We start from the raw sequence: 17,334 nt of genomic DNA, 5'->3' as shown, positions 1-17,334 counted from the left end.
CACTCGGCGGGTGCGTCGCGGGGTGGGCTCGAAGGACATCGCGAACGGCATCGCGAACGACATCGCGAACGACATCGCGACGGGCATATATCAGGCCGGGATTTTCCCACCACCGACCTGGCGAATCTCCAGCCGCCCTGGCATCAACCTGCACTCGGGCACCGGAAAGGAGCGATCGGCATTCCGTTTTCCTCACGAGAAGTAGCCCGCCCCTCACCGCCGGTCGCGGCCCTGTCCCCTTCCGGCCAACCCTGAACTCGCCCGGCCGGCCTGGACTGGTCCGACCTTACGGTAAGCGGCGTGACCATACGTCAGACGGGGACTTTTCGGCCCATAACTTTGCCGGCCCGGCCGGCCACCGGCGCGACGGCGCGGTGGCGGGCGGTGCCGTCGCCGGCGTTCCCGCGCTGAACCGTCCGGTCGCGCCACGCTGCGGACATCCGCACCCCTGTGGTCCTCACCCCTGTTCGGCGTGCCAGGCGGGCTGCCCCGGCGCGCCCCGAAGCCAGGAGACAGACGGCCCGTGACACGTCCCACCAACCTCACCGACCTGCTGCTGGACGTCGCCGAGCGGCATCCGGCGACGGGCCTCGGCCACGGCCCCGGCGCCGCCGGCGCCGGTCCGACCGATCAGAGCTACCCGGCCCTGCTCGACGCCGCCCGGCGCGTCCTGACCGGCCTGCGGGCCCGCGGCCTGCGCCCCGGCGACCGGGTGGTGCTGATCCTGGAGCGCGCCGAGGACTTCCTGCCCGCGTTCTGGGGCGCCGTGCTCGGCGGCTTCGTCCCGTGCCCGCTGGCCGCGCCGGCCGCCGCCGACCCGGAGCGGTGGGCCGCCCGGCTCGGCCACGTCGACGCCCTGCTGGACGGTCCGCTGACGGTCACCACCGCCGGCCTGGCCGCCGCCCTCCCGCCCGACCGGGACCGCCCGCTCGCCGTCCTGGAGGAGCTGTCCGGCGAGCCCGCCGCGGAGCTGCACCGTGCCGCCCCCGGGGACACCGCCGTGCTGATGCTGACCTCCGGGTCCACCAGCAACTCCAAGGCCGTCATGCTCAGCCACGCCAACCTGCTGGCCTCGATGGCGGCCAAGAACGCCGCGCACCGGCTGGACGCCGCCGACGTCACGCTGAACTGGGTCTCCTTCGACCACGTCGCCGCGCTGCTGGAGTGCCACCTGCTGCCGCTGTCCGTCGGCGCCCGCCAGCTGCACGTCGCCCCCGCCGCGGTGCTCGCCGACCCGCTGGAGTTCCCGCGGCTGCTGTCCCGGCACGGCGTGACGATGACCTTCGCGCCGAACTTCCTCCTCGGCCTGGTCTCCGCCGCCGCCGACCGGCTGGACGCCGGGGACGAGCGGCTCGACCTGAGCCGGGTCCGGCAGATCATCAGCGGCGGCGAGGCCGTCCTGGTCAGCACCGGAGAAACGTTTCTGGAGAGGCTCGCGCCGTACGGCCTGGCCGGGGACGCCCTGTGGCCCGCCTTCGGCATGACCGAGACCTGTGCCGGCAGCGTCTACTCCCGCCACGGCTTCCCGGCCACCGACCGCGGCGCCGAGTTCGCCAACCTGGGCACCCCCGTCCCCGGCCTGTCCGTCCGCATCGCCGGCCCGGACGACCGCCCGCTGCCCGAGGGCGCGGTCGGCGAGCTCCAGCTGACCGGCCCGATGATCACCGGCGGCTACTTCCGCGACCCGGCGGCCACCGCCGGGGCCTTCACCGCCGACGGCTGGTTCCGCAGCGGCGACCTCGGCCGGATCGACGGCGGCCGGCTCACCCTCGTCGGACGCAGCAAGGACAGCGTCATCGTCAACGGCGTCACGTACTTCAGCCACGACGTCGAGGCCGCCCTCGAACAGCTCGACGGCGTCGCCCGCTCCTACGTCGCCGCCTTCCCGACCCGCCCGGCGGGCAGCGACACCGAGCAGCTGGTGATCGCCTTCCACCCCGACCTGCCGGAGGGCGACGAGACCGCCCTGCACCGGGTGCTCACCGCTGTCCGCGCGACCGTCGTCACGCACTGGGGCTTCCGGCCGGCCTTGGTCCTGCCCCTGCCCGCCGAGGCGTTCCCCAAGACCAGCCTCGGCAAGATCCAGCGCGCCCTGATGCGCCGCCGCCTGGAGGAGGGGGCGTACGCCGGGCAGCAGTCCGCCGTCTTTGACCTGACGACGCGCATGCTCGGCGGGTACACCGCGCCCGAGGGCCCGGTCGAGCTCGCCCTCGCCGCGATCTACGCCGAGCTGTTCGACTGCGACCCGGCCGCGATCAGCGCCACCGCGGGCTTCTTCGACCTCGGCGGCACCTCGCTCGACATCCTGCGGCTGCGCGCCAGGGTGGCCGAGCGGCTCGGCGTCACCGGCCTGGAGGTCATCACGGTGCTCACCGCGCCGACCGTCCGCGCCCTGGCCGCCCGCCTCGCCGAGCCCGCCGCTGCCCCGGGCGCCGCCCGGCCGTACGACCCGCTGGTGCCGATGCAGACCGGCGGCGACAAGACCCCGCTGTTCTGCGTCCACCCCGGCGTCGGCGAGGTGCTGGTCTTCGTCAACCTCGCCCGGTACTTCGTCGGCGACCGCCCGTTCCACGCGCTGCGCGCCCGCGGCTTCAACGACGGCGAGAAGCCCTTCGTCTCCTTCGAGGAGATGGTCGACGCCTACGTGGACGCGATCCGCGCCGAGCAGCCCGAGGGCCCGTACGCGGTGGCCGGGTACTCCTACGGCGCCGCCGTCGCCTTCGAGATCGCCAAGGTCCTGGAGGCGCGGGGCGAGCGGGTCGACTTCGTCGGCAGCTTCAACCTGCCGCCGCACATCAAGTACCGCATGGAGGAGCTGGGGTACGCCGAGACGGCCGCCCACCTGGCGCTCTTCCTGGAACTGATCGACAAGAAGCAGTCCGTCGACCTCCCCGACGCGCTGCGGCACCTGCCGCGCGAGGAGCAGGCCGCCCGGCTGGTCGCCCTGGCCCCGCCGCACCGGCTGGCCGAACTCGACCTGGACGCCGACCGGTTCGCGGCCTGGGCGGAGATCGCCGACACCCTCACCGGCCTGGGCCGGGAGTACCGGCCGAGCGGCGCCGTCCGCTCGATGACGGTGTTCCACGCGCTCCCGCTGCGCGGTACCCGCCAGGAGTGGCTCGACAACGAGCTGCGGCGCTGGGACGAGCACGCCCGCGAGGAGAACCGGTACGTGGAGGTGCCGGGCGAGCACTACACCCTGATGGGCCCGCGCCACGTGGCCGCCTTCCAGGCGGTCCTGCGCCGCGAACTGGACCACGCGCTCGCCGGGGCCGACGAACTGGCCCGCCGGCGGGCCGCGCACCGATGACGAAGGAGCACAGCAGCACCATGCGGGGGAAGAAGATCCTGATCACCGGCGGCACCGGGCAGGTCGCCCGTCCGGTCGCCGAGGCGCTCGCCGAACACGCCGAGGTCTGGTGCATCGGCCGGTTCGGCACGCCGGGCGTCGAACGGGCACTGGCCGACCGGGGCATCCGCACCCGGCACTGGGACATGGCCGACGGCTCCGAGCGGGCGCTCGCCGGACTGCCGCGGGACTTCACCCACGTCCTGCACTCCGCCGTCCACCGCGGCGAGGACGGCGACTTCAACGCCACCGCCGAGATCAACGCCGTCGCCACCGGCCGCCTGATGGAGCACTGCCGCACCGCCGAGGCGTTCCTGTTCGTCTCCACCGGCGCGCTCTACAAGCGCCGGACCCTCGACCACGCCTACACCGAGGACGACCCGGTGGATGGCTCCGCCGACTGGCTGCCCGCCTACCCGATGGGCAAGCTCGCCACCGAGGGCGCGGTGCGCGCCTTCGCCCGGGTGCTCGACCTGCCCACCACCATCGCCCGGCTCAACATCGCCTACGGGCCCGGCAGTTACGGCGGCGTGCCGATGCTGTACTTCAAGGCGATGCTGGCCGGACAGCCGATCCAGGTGCCGCTGGAGGGCCAGAACTGGTGCTCCCTCCTGCACACCGACGACCTGGTGGCGCAGGTGCCCCGCCTCTGGGCGGCCGCCGCCACCCCGGCCACCGTCGTCAACTGGGGCGGCGACCAGTCCGTCGGCGTCACCGACTGCATCCGCCACATCGAGCGGCTCACCGGTGTGACGGCGGACCTCGTCCCGAGCGAGGTGACCCGCGAGACGTACCGGTTCGATCCCACGCTGCGCCGGAAGCTGACCGGCCCGTGCACCGTCGACTGGCGCGACGGCATCGAACGCACCCTGCGCGTGATGTACCCGCAGTACCTGGACGGCCGCCGCGTGGGCGGCGAGAGCATGACGAAGGGACGCTGACCGACATGACCGACACCGTTCTCACCGACACCGTTCCGACCGGCATCGCTCTGACCGACATCGCTCTGACCGACACCGCTCTCACCGCCGATGCCGCCGCCACCGGCAGCCGCGCCCTGATCGAGCGCGCCTACCGGGCCTTCCACGACCGCGACGTCGCCGCGCTGCTGGACACCCTCGACCCGCGCGTCGAGTGGGTGCACCCCGACGGCATGGCCGAGTACGGCCTCGGCGGCACCAAGCACGGCCACGCGGGCGTGCGCGAGTTCCTCGCGAAGGTCCCCTCGGTGCTCGGCGGAATGCGCCTGCGACCACAGGAGTTCGTGGCCGCCGGGGACCGCGTCGTGGTCTTCGGTGTGCGCGAGGTCACGTCGAAGCGCGGCACGACCGTGACGCTGCCGTTCATCCACTCCTGGACCCTGCGCGGGGGCCGCGCGGTGCGCATGGAGGACGTCTTCGACACCGTGCTGTTCCGCCGCGTGATCGAGAGCTGAGACACCGCCCCACCTCCCGGGATCCCGGTTCGCGCACGGCGGGCCGGGCTCCCGCCCGCGCTGCGCCGCCTGTCCCGGAGACCTTGGTCACACGGTGCGCGATCGACCGGCTTGTATTCTCCGGTGATGGCCGTAGTTCTTATATGGCCTTCGTATTGTGCAACCCGGGTGCGGTCCCGACCGTCTCCCAGAGTACGGTGTGCCCGATCATCACGGGCAGCGCTTCCGGCGGTGAAAGGTACGCGGATGGCAGGCAAACGGGGCGAGAGCCCGGCTCGTGGCGAGGACGCGCCCGACGCGGCCACCACGGACGGCGACAGCGCCGTCCCGCAGCCGCGCGCCGGCGGACGGGCCGAGGCCCGCCGGGCCGCACAGGGCAAGGGCGGCAAGGGCGCCCCGTCCGCGGGCGGCGGCGGCCGCGCGGCGGCCCGCAACAGCCGGAAGCCGAAGAAGAACGTGAAGAAGATCGTCGCCTGGTCGGCGGCGGGCGTCCTGGTGCTGCTCGCCGGCACCGGCGGCGCGATCTACTTCAAGCTGAACGCCAACATCAAGTCCTTCGACGCGGACGCGATAGCCACCGACCGCCCGCCGGAGGCCCAGGCCGACGCGGACGGCAACAAGCCGGTCAACGTGCTGCTCATCGGCTCCGACAGCCGCGGCGGCTCCAACTCCGACCTCGGCGGCGGCGAGGACGGCGGCGCCCGCTCGGACACGACGATCCTGCTGCACGTCTACGCCGACCACAAGCACGCCGTCGGCATCTCGATCCCGCGCAACGCGATCGTCCAGATCCCGTCCTGCAAGCTGCCCAACGGCAAGTGGACCAAGGCCGGGAACGACCTGTTCAACGCGGCGTTCTCGGTCGGCGGCAGCGACGCCGGCAACCCCGCCTGCACCCAGAACACGATCGAGAAGCTCACCGGCATCCGGGTCGACCACACCATGGTCGTCGACTTCAACGGCTTCTCCTCGATGACCAAGGCCGTCGGCGGCGTCGACGTGTGCCTGCCCAAGGCCATCTACGAGGGCGACATCAACCCCAACCTGCACAAGAAGGGCGAGCTCGTCCTCCCGCAGGGCAAGCAGACCGTCGACGGGCAGAAGGCGCTCGACTACGTCCGGCTGCGGCACGGCATCGGCGACGGCTCCGACATCGGCCGGATGAAGCGCCAGCAGGCCTTCATGAGCTCGCTCGCCAACAAGATCAAGTCGGAGGGGCTGAGCCCCACCAACCTGCTGCCGCTGGCCGACGCCGCCACCAAGTCGCTGACCGTCGACCCCGGGCTGAGCTCCGCCGACAAGCTGCTGTCCTTCGGCCTGTCGCTGAAGAACATCGACATGCACAACCTCAAGTTCGTGACGGCCCCCTGGCGCTACCGCACCCAGGACGCCAACATCGACCTGGTCCAGCCGGACGTCCAGAAGCTCTGGGACACCCTCAAGGCCGACCACACCATCGACGGCCAGAACGCCACCGGCCAGCAGGACGGCGCCCCCGCCGCCCCGAGCTCGCCGCAGCCCGCCGCACCGACCTCGACCGCCCCGGCCGGCGACGCCTCCAACGAGTCCGTGAAGGTGGCCGTCTACAACGGCACGATCGCCAACGGCCTGGCCGGCAAGGCGACCGAGCAGCTCAAGGCCGCCAAGTTCTCCGCCACCACGGCGGGCCAGGCGGCCAGCACGAAGTACAAGACCACCACGATCGAGTACAGCGCCAGCCAGAAGGCGAACGCCGAGAAGGTCGCCGCGCTGTTCCCCGGCGCCAGCCTGGAGCCCAGCAGCTCGCGGGGCATCTCGGTGATCGTCGGCCAGGACTTCGCCGCCGCCAACGGCGCCGCCGCCCCCGGCGGCACGCCCGCGGCCGGCACCCCGGGCACCCCGGCCCCGCTGCCCACCACCGTCACCAACGACGCCCGCTCCGCGGACGACGACATCTGCGCGAACACCACCTACGGCAGCGGCGGCTGACCGCACCCGTACACCGCATCGCACGACTCCGGGGCGCGTCCGTCCCGGGGTCGTGCCATGGTGGCTGAGGGGGACCGCGGGCCACGAAAGGCGGATCCCATGCCCGAGATCGCCCTGCAGATCGACATCGCCGCCCCCCGGGACGTCGTCCTCGCCGCCCTCAACACCCACGACGGCCTCACCAACTGGTGGACCACCGCCGTCGACCGCGACGACGACATCCTGCTCTTCGACTTCCCCGACGTCCCCGAGCCCTTCCGGCTGCGCCGCGAGCGCGCCGACCTCGACCGCGTCGTGTGGGCGAACACCGGCGCCTTCCCGCCGCACTGGGCCGGCACCTGGATCACCTGGGACCTCGCCGAACAGCCCGACGCCCCCGACCGCACCCGGCTGCTGTTCCGCCACGGCGGCTGGCAGCCCGGCAGCGAGGACGGCGTCCCGATGGTGGCCGGCACCTGGGCGGAACTGGTCGTCCGGCTCAAGGACTACGCGCAGAGCGGCAAGGTCCAGCCCTACTTCGTCACCGCCCGGCGCCACGACCCCGCCTGAGCCCCGCCCGAGCCCGCCGAGCCCCCGCCCGGTGGCGGGATCGCCGCCGCGGGCCGATCGTTGTCCTGTACCCCGAACCCGCCCCCGCCCCGCCCCCCGAGCCCACGGGAGGCCCCCGATGCCGCCACCCGTCCCGCGACGCGCCGCCGGGAAATCGGCGGCTTCCCCGGCATCACGGGCCATCCCGGGTAAGACTGCACCCATGCTGGGCCTACCGGACGACATCCGCGCCTTCCTCTTCGACCTCGACGGGGTGCTCACCCAGACCGCCGTGGTGCACGCCGCGGCCTGGAAGGACACCTTCGACACCTTCCTGCGCGCCGAAGCAGCCCGCACCGGCGGGCAGTTCGTCCCCTTCGACGCCGTCACCGACTACGACACCTACGTCGACGGCCGCCCACGCCTCGACGGCACCCGCGCCTTCCTGCGGAGCCGGGGCTTCGACCTGCCCGAGGGCACCGACGACGATCCGCCGAACGCCCCCACCGTGCACGGGATCAGCCTCGCCAAGAACGACACCGTCCTGCGCATGATCCGCGAGCAGGGCGTCCAGCCGTACGACGGCTCGGTGGCCTACGTGCGACGGCTGCGCGCGCTCGGGCTGCCCAGCGCCGTGGTCTCCTCCAGCGCGAACTGCCGGGACGTGCTCAGGGCCGCGGGCATCGAGGACCTGTTCGACGTGGTCGTGGACGGGATCGTCGCCAAGCGCGAGGGCCTGCCCGGAAAGCCGGCCCCCGACACCTACCTGCACGCGGCCAAGGTCCTCGGCGTCGAACCCGCGCACGCGGCCGTCTTCGAGGACGCCCTCGCCGGCGTCGCCTCCGGCCGGGCCGGCGGCTTCGGCGCGGTGGTCGGCGTCAACCGCACCGGCCAGGCCGCCGAACTGCGCCGGGACGGCGCCACCGTGGTCGTCGACGACCTCTCCGAACTGCTGGGGGAGCGGGCATGACCGCGTCCGACACCTTCGTCGTCGACCCGTGGCAGGTTTCCGAACACGGCCTCGACCCGGCCGCGCTGGCCCGTGCCGAGTCCGTGTTCGCGCTCTCCAACGGCCACATCGGCCTGCGCGCCAACCTCGACGAGGGCGAGCCGCACGGCCTGCCCGGCACCTACCTCAACGGCGTCTTCGAACTCCGCCCGCTGCCCTACGGCGAGGGCGGCTACGGCTACCCGGAGTCCAGCCAGAGCGTCATCAACGTGACCAACGGCAAGATCATCCGGCTGCTCGTCGACGACGAGCCCTTCGACCTGCGCTACGGCGAACTCCTCGGCCACCGGCGCTGGCTGGACTTCCGCGACGGCCTGCTGCACCGCGAGGCCGAGTGGACCTCCCCGGCCGGCCGCACGATCCGGGTCCGCTCGACCAGGCTCGTCTCGCTCACCCAGCGCGCCATCGCCGCCGTCGAGTACTCCGTCGAGGCGGTCGACGGCCCGGTGCGGATCGTGCTCCAGTCCGAGCTCGTCGCCAACGAGCAGCTCCCCGGCGGCCCCGAGGGCGACCCGCGCGCCGCCGCCGTCCTGGAGGCGCCCCTCCAGCCCGAGGCCCACCACGCCGACGGGACGAAGGCCGTCCTGGTGCACCGCACCCGCTACAGCGGCATCCGGGTCGCGGCCGGCATGGACCACGTCATCGAGGGCCCGGAGCGGCTCGACACCGTGGCCGAGGCCGGCGCCGACCAGTGCCGGATCAGCGTCACCACCGTCCTCGCCCCCGGACAGCGCCTGCGGCTGGTCAAGTTCATGTCCTACGGCTGGTCCGCGACCCGCTCGCTGCCCGCCGTCCGCGACCAGGTCGAGGCCGCGCTGACCGCCGCCCGGTACACCGGCTGGGACGGCCTCGTCGCCGAACAGGCCGACTACCTGCGGGAGTTCTGGAAGACCAGCGACATCGAGATCGAGGGCGACGTCGAACTCCAGCAGGCCGTCCGGTTCGCCGTCTTCCACGTCCTCCAGGCCGGCGCCCGCAGCGAGGAGCGCGCCATCCCCGCCAAGGGGCTGACCGGCCCCGGCTACGACGGCCACAGCTTCTGGGACACCGAGACCTTCGTCCTGCCGGTCCTCACCTACTGCCTGCCCGCCGCCGTCAACCAGGCCCTGCGCTGGCGGCACACCACCCTCCCGCTCGCCCGCGAGCGAGCGGCCCAACTCGGCCTGGCCGGAGCGGTGTTCCCCTGGCGGACGATCCGCGGCGAGGAGTGCTCCGGCTACTGGCCGGCCGGCACCGCCGCCTTCCACATCGGCGCCGACATCGCCGCCGCCGTCGCCCGCTACGTCCGGGCCACCGCCGACGTCGAGTTCGAGCGCGAGTACGGGCTCGCACTCCTCGTCGAGACCGCCCGGATGTGGCGCTCGCTCGGCCACCACGACGCCGCCGGCAAGTTCCGCATCGAGGGCGTCACCGGCCCCGACGAGTACAGCGCCGTCGCCGACAACAACGTCTACACCAACCTCATGGCGCAGACGAACCTGCGCGCCGCCGCCGAGGCCGCCGGCCGCCACCCCCGCGAGGCCGCCGACCTCGGCGTCGACACCGAGGAGACCGCCGCCTGGCGCGACGCCGCCGCCGCGATGTACGTCCCCTACGACGAGAGCCTCGGCGTCCACCCCCAGGCCGACGGCTTCACCCACCACCAGGTCTGGGACTTCGAGCGCACCCCGCCCGAGAAGTACCCGCTGCTGCTGCACTACCCGTACTTCGACCTCTACCGGAAGCAGGTCGTCAAACAGGCCGACCTCGTGCTCGCCATGCAGGTCCGCGGCGACGCCTTCACCGACGAGCAGAAGGCCCGCAACTTCGCCTACTACGAGCGCCTCACCGTCCGCGACTCCTCCCTCTCCGCCTGCACCCAGGCGGTCATCGCCGCCGAGGTCGGCCAGCTCGACCTCGCGTACGACTACACCGCCGAAGCCGCCCTCATGGACCTCCACGACCTCGGCGGCAACACCCGCGACGGCCTCCACATGGCCTCCCTCGCGGGGGCCTGCATCGCCCTCGTGGCCGGCCTCGGCGGCCTGCGCGACCACGGCGAGACGCTCTCCTTCCGGCCCCGGCTGCCCGCCGGGCTCACCAAGCTCGGCTTCTCGCTGATGGTCCGCGGCATGCTGCTCGGCGTCGAGATCACCCACGACGGGACGACCTACACGCTGCGCCGGGGCGAGGTGATCCACCTGCGGCACGACGGCGACACGGTCCAGCTGAAGGCCGGGGAGCCGGTCACCCTCCCGACCACCGCCCCGCCCGCCCAGGAGCGCTGCGCCCAGCCCCCCGGCCGCGAACCCGCCCGCCGCCAGCCCCAGGCCGGTCTCGCGGCGGGCAAGGTCGGCGGCCAGAACCCCGACCACCTGGCGGCGGAGTAGCGGCGGCCCGACTTCCGGGCCTCCGCCCGTTCACCCGTTCGGCCTCCCCGCCGTGCACCTGCACCCCCCTCCCCGGAGGGTGCAGGTGTCCCGCGTCATCCGGCAGCCGATCGAGGAGACCCCGTGGCGAGCGTGGCCGAACAGATGGTGGAGGTGCTCCGGCAGGCCGGCGTGGAGCGGGTCTACGGCGTCGTCGGCGACAGCCTCAACCCGGTCGTCGACGCCATCCGCCGCGCGGAGGGCATCGGCTGGGTGCACGTCCGCAACGAGGAGGCCGGTGCGTTCGCCGCGGCCGCCGAGGCCGAGCTCAGCGGCCGGCTCGCGGTCTGCGCCGGCTCCTGCGGCCCCGGCAACACCCACCTCGTGCAGGGCCTGTACGACGCCCAGCGCAGCGGCCTGCCCGTCCTCGCGCTGGCCTCCCACATCCCGTCCGGGCAGATCGGCACCGGGTTCTTCCAGGAGACCCACCCCGAGCGGGTGTTCACCGACTGCAGCAGCTGGTGCGAGATGCTCTCGACCCCCGCCCAGCTGCCCCGCCTGCTGCGGATCGCGATCCAGCACGCGCTCGGCGCCCGCGGCGTCTCCGTCCTCGCCTTCCCCGGGGACGTCGCCGCGCTGCCCGCCGCCGGCCCGACCGGCAGCGGCCACTTCCTGACCGAGCAGGCCGTCGCCGCCCCGCCCTGGGCGCAGGTGCGGGCGCTCGCCGAACTGCTCAACCCGGCCCGCCGGGTGGCCCTGTTCTGCGGCGCCGGCGTCCGGGACGCGCACGCCGAGGTGCTGGCCGTGGCGGAGGCCCTGAACGCGCCGGTGGGCCACTCGCTGCGCGGCAAGGAGTGGATCCAGCACGACAACCCGTACGACGTCGGGATGAGCGGCCTGCTCGGCTACGGCGCCTGCCACGAGGCCCTGCACGGCGCGGACCTGGTGGTGCTGCTCGGCACCGACTTCCCGTACGACTCGTTCCTCCCGCAGGCCCGCACCGTCCAGGTCGACCACGACGCCACCCGGCTGGGCCGCCGGACGGTCCTGGAGCTGGCCGTCCACGGGGACGTCGCCGCGACCCTGCGGGCCGTCCTGCCGCTGCTGGAGCCGAAGCCGGACCGGTCGTTCCTGGACGAGATGCTGCGCAAGCACTGCAAGGCGCTGGAGGACGTCGTCGGCGCCTACACCCGGGACATCGAGTCGCACCTGCCGATCCACCCCGAGTACGTCGCCTCGGTGCTCGACGACGTGGCCGCCCACGACGCGGTGTTCACCGTGGACACCGGCATGAACAACGTCTGGGCCGCCCGCTACCTCCAGCCGAACGGCCGCCGCCGGGTGATCGGCTCCTTCCTGCACGGCTCGATGGCCAACGCCCTGCCGCACGCGATCGGCGCCCAACTCGCCTGCCCCGGGCGGCAGGTGATCGCGATGGCGGGCGACGGCGGGATCGGCATGCTGCTCGGCGAGCTGCTCACGGTGGCCAAGCACCGGCTGCCGGTGAAGACCGTGGTCTTCAACAACGGCGCGCTCGGCATGATCAAGCTGGAGATGCTCGTCTCCGGCTACCCCGAGTGGCAGATCGACAACGGCGACGTGGACTACGCCGGGATCGCGCGGGCGATGGGCATCCCGGCGAAACGGGTGACCGAGCCGGCCCGGGTGCGGGAGGTGCTGGCCGAGGCACTGGACCGGCCCGGGCCCGCGCTGGTCGACGTGGTCACCGACCCGAACGCGCTGTCCATCCCGCCGCACATCACGGCCGCCCAGCTGAAGGGCTTCGCCCTGGCGGCGGGCCGCACGGTGCTCTCCGGCGGGGTGGGACGCATGATCGACCTGGCCCGGAGCAACCTGCGCAACATCCCGCGGCCCTGAGCCCTCCGCGCGGATTTGCCTGAGGGGCAAATTTCTTGCCCGTGCGGCACGCGAGGTGTCCACTGGTCACATGACCACCAGCCCCACCGGCGCCCCCGCCGCAGGCGAGCAGCTCGACGACCAGGAGGTCGCCGGCCTCGCCGCCAGGCTCCGCGAGCACCGGCACAGCAGCCGCCTCACGCTGGAGGTGGCGGCCGCCCGGGTCGGACTGTCCCCAGCCTATCTGTCCCGGCTGGAGACCGGCCGGCGCCAGCCGTCGCTGCCCGTCCTGCTCGGCCTCGCCCGCGCCTACGGCACGTCCGTCTCCGGGCTGCTGGGCGAGGCGATGACCGAACCCGACCCGGTGGTCCGCGGCGGCGTCATCGAGCCCGGCCGGGCCGGCGGCTGGGGCTACCGGCGGGCCGGCGCCCCCGGCCGGGCCATGCAGGCCCTGCGGGTCCACGTGCCGCCGGGCGTGCAGGACGCCGTCGTCCGGGTCCACCCGGGCGAGGAGTGGCTGTACGTCCTCCAGGGCGCCCTGAGGCTGACGCTCGGCGACCGCGTCCACCACCTGGCCGTCGGCGACTCCGCCCACTTCGACTCGCTCACCCCGCACTGCATCGCCGCCGAGTCGGCGCACGGGGTCGAGCTGCTCTTCGTCCACACCCTGCTGCAGAGCCCCGGTGGCGAACTCTGCCTCGGCGGCGGCCCTGCCGCACCGCACTGAGGAGGCAACCATGGCCGCTGACCCGACCACCCACACCTCGACCCCCGAGGCCCCCAAGACCATCGACGCCGGCAAGTGGGCCAACCGCCGCGTCGCCGTCCGCCTGGTCATCTACACCGCGGGCATCCACGCCTTCGCCGGCTTCATCATGCTGCTGTTCGAACTCGGCGGCCGCAACAAGTAGTCGGGAGCGGAGCGGGCGCCCTTGTCACCCTTCCCTTTCCATCCCCGCGCCCCTGTCTCCCTCGCTTTTCCATCCCCTTTCCATCCCCGCGCCCCGAGAGGGGCGCGAGGAACTGCGCGAGGCGGAAGGAGCAGACCCGCGCTTACGCGCCGCGCAGCACCCCGCACTCACGCACTGCGCAGCAACGTGCACAGCGCCGACAGCGCAGCCGGAAACGCGTGCTCCGCAGGAGTCCCGTACCCGATCACCAGCGACGGCGGCCCGCTCGCGACGCCCCCGTCCGCCCGGTGCCACGAGAGCCCGTTGAGCGACACCCCGGCGGCCGCCGCCCGCGCCAGGAGCTCGGCCTCCGACGGTCCGTCCGCCGGCAGTCGCAGCACCGCGTGCAGTCCCGCCGCGATGCCGGTGACGCGGACGTGCGGGGCGTGTTCGGCGAGGGCGGCCACGAGCCGGTCGCGGCGCCGCCGGTAGTGCAGCCGGCAGCGCCGCACGTGCCGGTCGTACGTCCCGGAGGCGATCAGTTCGGCGAGCGTCAGCTGGTCGAGCACCGGCGACATGATGTCGGCGAGCTGCTTCAGCCGGGCCACCGGTTCGACGAGCGCGTCCGGCAGGGCGAGCCACGCGAGCCGCAGGCCCGGGGCGAGGCTCTTGGCGGCCGTCCCGGCGTACACCACGCGCTCGGGGTCGAGCGCCTGCATCGCGCCGAGCGGCTGCCGGTCGTAGCGGAACTCGCCGTCGTAGTCGTCCTCGACGACGTAGCCGTCGTGCTCGCGCGCCCACCGCACCGCCGCCGCCCGCCGGTCGGCGGCCAGCGGCGCGCCGGTGGGGAACTGGTGGGCGGGGGTGAGCAGGACGCCCCCGACCCGGTCGTCGAGCAGCTCCACCCGGGCGCCCGCGTCGTCGAGCGGGAGCGGTACGGTCGCGAGGCCGGCCGCCCGGGCGACGGCGAGCTGCGGCGGCAGGCCGTACTCCTCGACGGCGAGGGCGCCGGCCCCGCGGTCCCGCAGGGCCGCGCAGAGCAGCCCCAGGCCCTGCGTCACGCCGCTGCACACCAGCAGGCGGTCCGGGTCGGTGCGGACCCCGCGCACGCGCGCCAGGTAGTGGGTCAGCGCCTCCCGCAGCTCGGGGCGCCCGAGCGGCGAGCCGTACCCGAGGACCTCGTGCGGGGCGGTGGCCAGCGCCCGGCGGGCGGCGGCGAGCCAGGCGGTGCGCGGGAAGAGCGACAGGTCGGGCCGGCCGGACATCAGGTCGTGGCGCGCGGCCGGGCGTTCCCGCACCGGCGGGGTGGCCCTGGGCGCCGGCGGCCGGGGTGCCGCGCGCTCCGCGACGGTGGTGCCGGAGCCCTGCCGGGAGGTGAGCCAGCCCTCGCCGGTGAGCTGCCCGTACGCCTCCACGACGGTGTTGCGGGCGATCCCGAGGTCCTCCCCGAGCGCGCGTGAGGACGGCAGCCGGGTGCCGGGGGCGAGCCGCCCGTCCTGGACGGCCTCGCGCAGCGCGTCCTCCAGGGCGGCCCGCAGCCCGGTCCCGGCGGCGCGCCGCCCGGTGAGGTCGAGGTGCAGGTCGCCGCCGAACGCGCTCCACGAAGTGCTCATCGACGGGATTATCCCGCGTCGGCGCCGAGCCGCGGGTGGTGGCGGTGCATCGCCGCGAGGACCTCTTCGAGCGGGACGGGGATGGTGTTGGCGGCGATGTTCGCGGGTCCGTACCCGAGGGAGCGGTTGAGGCCGGCGCTCGCCCGGACGAGCCGGGGCGCGCGGGCCAGGTAGGCCGCCGGGTCGTGCAGCACGACCGCGATCATCCGCTGGGTGCTGCCGCGGACGGTCATGCTGCGGATCCCCACGGCGGCGATCTCGCTCCAGGCGATGCGGCCGAGCTGGACGTGCTCCAGGCCGTCGGCGTCCAGCACCAGTTCGGGCCGGTTGCGGACGAGCCGGCGGGCGAGCGCGAAGGAGCAGAACCCGAAGAACGGCACGGCCAGGGCACCGCCGACGAGGCCCTTGACGGTGGCGTGGTGCCAGAGCAGCAGCGCGCCGCCGACGGTGAAGCCGAGCGAGGCGAGCAGGAGGAGGAGCGCCTTGCGTCTCGACAGCGCGTAGACGGTCGGAGGCGGGTTTTCGTTGATCACGGCCGGTCACGGTAGCGCCCGGCCGGAGACCGGTCGGACCCGGGTGGGCCTGTCGTCCGTCGGCGGGCTCCGCCTGCGTGGTGTCACATCCCCGCGCTACCGTGCCGCCCATGGCGAACTATGTACTCGTGGCAGGCGCGTGGCTCGGCGCGTGGGCGTGGGACGAGGTGGCGGCGGAGCTGCGCGCGGCGGGGCACGGCGCGTACCCGCTGACGCTGTCCGGGCTCGCGGAGAGGCACGGGGTGGCTCCGGCGGGGCAGGAGGTCCACGTGCGGGACATCGTGGCCGAGGTGGAGCGGCTCGACCTGCGCGACGTCGTCCTGGTCGGGCACAGCTACTCGGGCATCCCGGTGGGCCAGGCCGCCGAGCGGATCGGCGAGCGGCTGGCCCGGGTGGTGTTCGTGGACGCCGACGTGCCGCGGGACGGCGAGTCGTTCGTCTCGGTGGCCGGGAACGGCCAGGAGGTGGCGGTGGCGATCGCGCGGAACGGCGGCTGGTGGCCGCCGCTCGCGGCCGGGGACTTCGCCGGCCAGGGCCTCACCGACGAGCAGGTCGCCCGGATCGTCGCCGGTTCGACGCCGCACCCGGGCGCCTCGCTGACCGAACCGGCCGTGCTGGGCGACGCGTTGCCCGAGCTGCCGGTGACGTACGTCAAGTGCCTGCTGGACTGGCCCGAGCCGTTCGGCCGGGCCGCCGAGCTGCTGGCGGGCGAGCGGTGGCGGCTGGTCGAACTGGACACCGGCCACTGGCCGATGTTCTCCCAGCCGCACGAACTCGCGGCCGTCCTCCAGGAGTTGTGAGCCGCTAGAGCGAGAGGTAGACCGCGCTGCCGACGCCGGCCACGAAGCAGTAGATCGCGAACGGCGTCAGGCTGCGGGTCTCGAAGTACTTGGTGAGGAAGCGCACCGACACGTACCCGGCGACGAAGGCGGCGATGCTGCCCGCCACGACCGGGCCGAGGACGGCGGAGTTCTCCGGCTTGAACAGCTCGGGCACCTTGAGCGCCGAGGCGGCGATGATCACCGGCGTGGCGAGCAGGAAGGAGAACCGGGCGGCGTCCTCGTGGTGCAGCCCGCGCAGGATGCCGGCGCTCATGGTGACGCCGGAGCGGCTGATGCCGGGGAAGAGCGCGAGGATCTGGGCGGCGCCGATCCAGACGCCCTGCTTGTAGCCGAGCCGGGCGAGCCGGTGGTCGGAGGCGATCGCCGGGTCCAGCCCGGGTTCGTCGGCCACCGGGGCGGCGTGGCCGGCCCGCCGGCGGCCGGTGCCGCCGCGCTTGAGGCGTTCGGCGCCGAGCAGCACGAGCCCGTTGAGGGCGAGGAAGACGGCGGCCGGGATCGGCTTGCCGAGGGCGTTGCGCAGGGCCTTCTCGAAGGCGAGGCCGGCGATGCCGACCGGGATGGTGGAGACGATGAGCAGCCAGGCCAGCTTCTCGTTGCGGGTCTCCACGCGGCGGTGACGGATCGAGCTGATCAGGCCGCTGATGATCCGGAGCCAGTCCTTGTAGAAGAAGACCACCAGCGCGAGCGCGGTGGCCAGGTGGAGGCCGACCAGCACGGAGAGGTACGGGGAGCCCTCGGCGGTCATGTCCAGGTCGTGCTGGATCTTCCCGCCGATGATCGCCGGCAGCAGGATGCTGTGGCCCAGGCTGGAGACCGGGAAGAGTTCCGTCACACCCTGCAGCAGGCCGACGCCTATCGCTTCCGGGTAGGTCAGGGTGGACATCGCGCACCTTCGCTCGGAGGTCTGATCAGGGGGAGCCCCGGCGAAGCTACTACGGGGATGTAGACGCCCGGCAGGTCTG

The 17,334-nt window shown here is 73.7% G+C and carries 14 protein-coding genes; 11 read left to right on the top strand and 3 right to left on the bottom strand.

The features are described from left to right. The first annotated feature begins 523 nt into the window (after window positions 1-523). From ACFV4F_RS25305 to ACFV4F_RS25260, 10 genes are all read left to right on the top strand, one after another. A complete protein-coding gene (locus tag ACFV4F_RS25305; RefSeq protein WP_380505590.1) occupies window positions 524-3,310 on the top strand; it encodes an AMP-binding protein in 2,787 nt (928 codons plus the stop codon). A 20-nt stretch (window positions 3,311-3,330) separates the two neighbouring features. After that, complete coding sequence (locus tag ACFV4F_RS25300; protein ID WP_380436836.1) at window positions 3,331-4,290, top strand: NAD-dependent epimerase/dehydratase family protein; 960 nt, start codon at window positions 3,331-3,333, stop codon at window positions 4,288-4,290. Window positions 4,291-4,295: 5 nt separating this feature from the next. Beyond that, window positions 4,296-4,784 (top strand): nuclear transport factor 2 family protein, encoded by a 489-nt coding sequence (locus ACFV4F_RS25295; RefSeq protein ID WP_380505588.1) that lies wholly within the window; start codon window positions 4,296-4,298, stop codon window positions 4,782-4,784. A gap of 246 nt (window positions 4,785-5,030) precedes the next feature. Further along, entirely contained in the window at window positions 5,031-6,752 is a 1,722-nt protein-coding gene (locus tag ACFV4F_RS25290; RefSeq protein WP_380436840.1) for an LCP family protein, read from the top strand. 99 nt (window positions 6,753-6,851) lie between these two features. Beyond that, window positions 6,852-7,301, top strand: a complete 450-nt coding sequence (locus ACFV4F_RS25285; RefSeq protein WP_380505585.1) for an SRPBCC domain-containing protein — start codon at window positions 6,852-6,854, stop codon at window positions 7,299-7,301. A 202-nt stretch (window positions 7,302-7,503) separates the two neighbouring features. Continuing rightward, window positions 7,504-8,250, top strand: coding sequence for an HAD family hydrolase (locus ACFV4F_RS25280; protein WP_380436844.1), 747 nt, complete (start codon window positions 7,504-7,506; stop codon window positions 8,248-8,250). After that, complete coding sequence (locus ACFV4F_RS25275) at window positions 8,247-10,658, top strand: glycoside hydrolase family 65 protein (protein ID WP_380436846.1); 2,412 nt, start codon at window positions 8,247-8,249, stop codon at window positions 10,656-10,658. Before ACFV4F_RS25280 ends, ACFV4F_RS25275 begins: the two co-directional genes overlap by 4 nt. A gap of 144 nt (window positions 10,659-10,802) precedes the next feature. Continuing rightward, window positions 10,803-12,515 carry a pyruvate dehydrogenase gene (locus ACFV4F_RS25270; RefSeq protein ID WP_380505626.1) on the top strand — a complete coding sequence of 571 codons (1,713 nt, stop codon included), beginning with the start codon at window positions 10,803-10,805 and terminating at the stop codon, window positions 12,513-12,515. Between the two features lie 70 nt (window positions 12,516-12,585). Next, window positions 12,586-13,221 carry a helix-turn-helix domain-containing protein gene (locus ACFV4F_RS25265; RefSeq protein WP_380436848.1) on the top strand — a complete coding sequence of 212 codons (636 nt, stop codon included), beginning with the start codon at window positions 12,586-12,588 and terminating at the stop codon, window positions 13,219-13,221. Window positions 13,222-13,231: 10 nt separating this feature from the next. Next, window positions 13,232-13,405 (top strand): DUF6126 family protein, encoded by a 174-nt coding sequence (locus ACFV4F_RS25260; RefSeq protein WP_329927495.1) that lies wholly within the window; start codon window positions 13,232-13,234, stop codon window positions 13,403-13,405. Window positions 13,406-13,572: 167 nt separating this feature from the next. Here the strand turns inward: ACFV4F_RS25260 and ACFV4F_RS25255 are convergent, their stop codons facing one another. After that, window positions 13,573-14,997, bottom strand: coding sequence for a PLP-dependent aminotransferase family protein (locus tag ACFV4F_RS25255; RefSeq protein ID WP_380505582.1), 1,425 nt, complete (start codon window positions 14,995-14,997; stop codon window positions 13,573-13,575). Between the two features lie 8 nt (window positions 14,998-15,005). Next, window positions 15,006-15,530, bottom strand: a complete 525-nt coding sequence (locus tag ACFV4F_RS25250; protein ID WP_380494018.1) for an STM3941 family protein — start codon at window positions 15,528-15,530, stop codon at window positions 15,006-15,008. A gap of 110 nt (window positions 15,531-15,640) precedes the next feature. Here ACFV4F_RS25250 and ACFV4F_RS25245 point away from each other — a divergent pair, with 110 nt between their 5' ends. Further along, a complete protein-coding gene (locus tag ACFV4F_RS25245) occupies window positions 15,641-16,330 on the top strand; it encodes an alpha/beta fold hydrolase (protein ID WP_380505579.1) in 690 nt (229 codons plus the stop codon). Window positions 16,331-16,334: 4 nt separating this feature from the next. Here the strand turns inward: ACFV4F_RS25245 and ACFV4F_RS25240 are convergent, their stop codons facing one another. Then, window positions 16,335-17,255, bottom strand: coding sequence for an undecaprenyl-diphosphate phosphatase (locus ACFV4F_RS25240; protein WP_380436856.1), 921 nt, complete (start codon window positions 17,253-17,255; stop codon window positions 16,335-16,337). Window positions 17,256-17,334: the final 79 nt, after the last annotated feature.

This window comes from Kitasatospora sp. NPDC059722 (genome assembly GCF_042733235.1).
In the GTDB taxonomy this organism is placed as follows: Bacteria; Actinomycetota; Actinomycetes; order Streptomycetales; family Streptomycetaceae; genus Kitasatospora.
The sequence above is the reverse complement of the archived record's forward strand: the minus strand, read 5'-3'. Positions and strand labels throughout refer to the sequence as shown.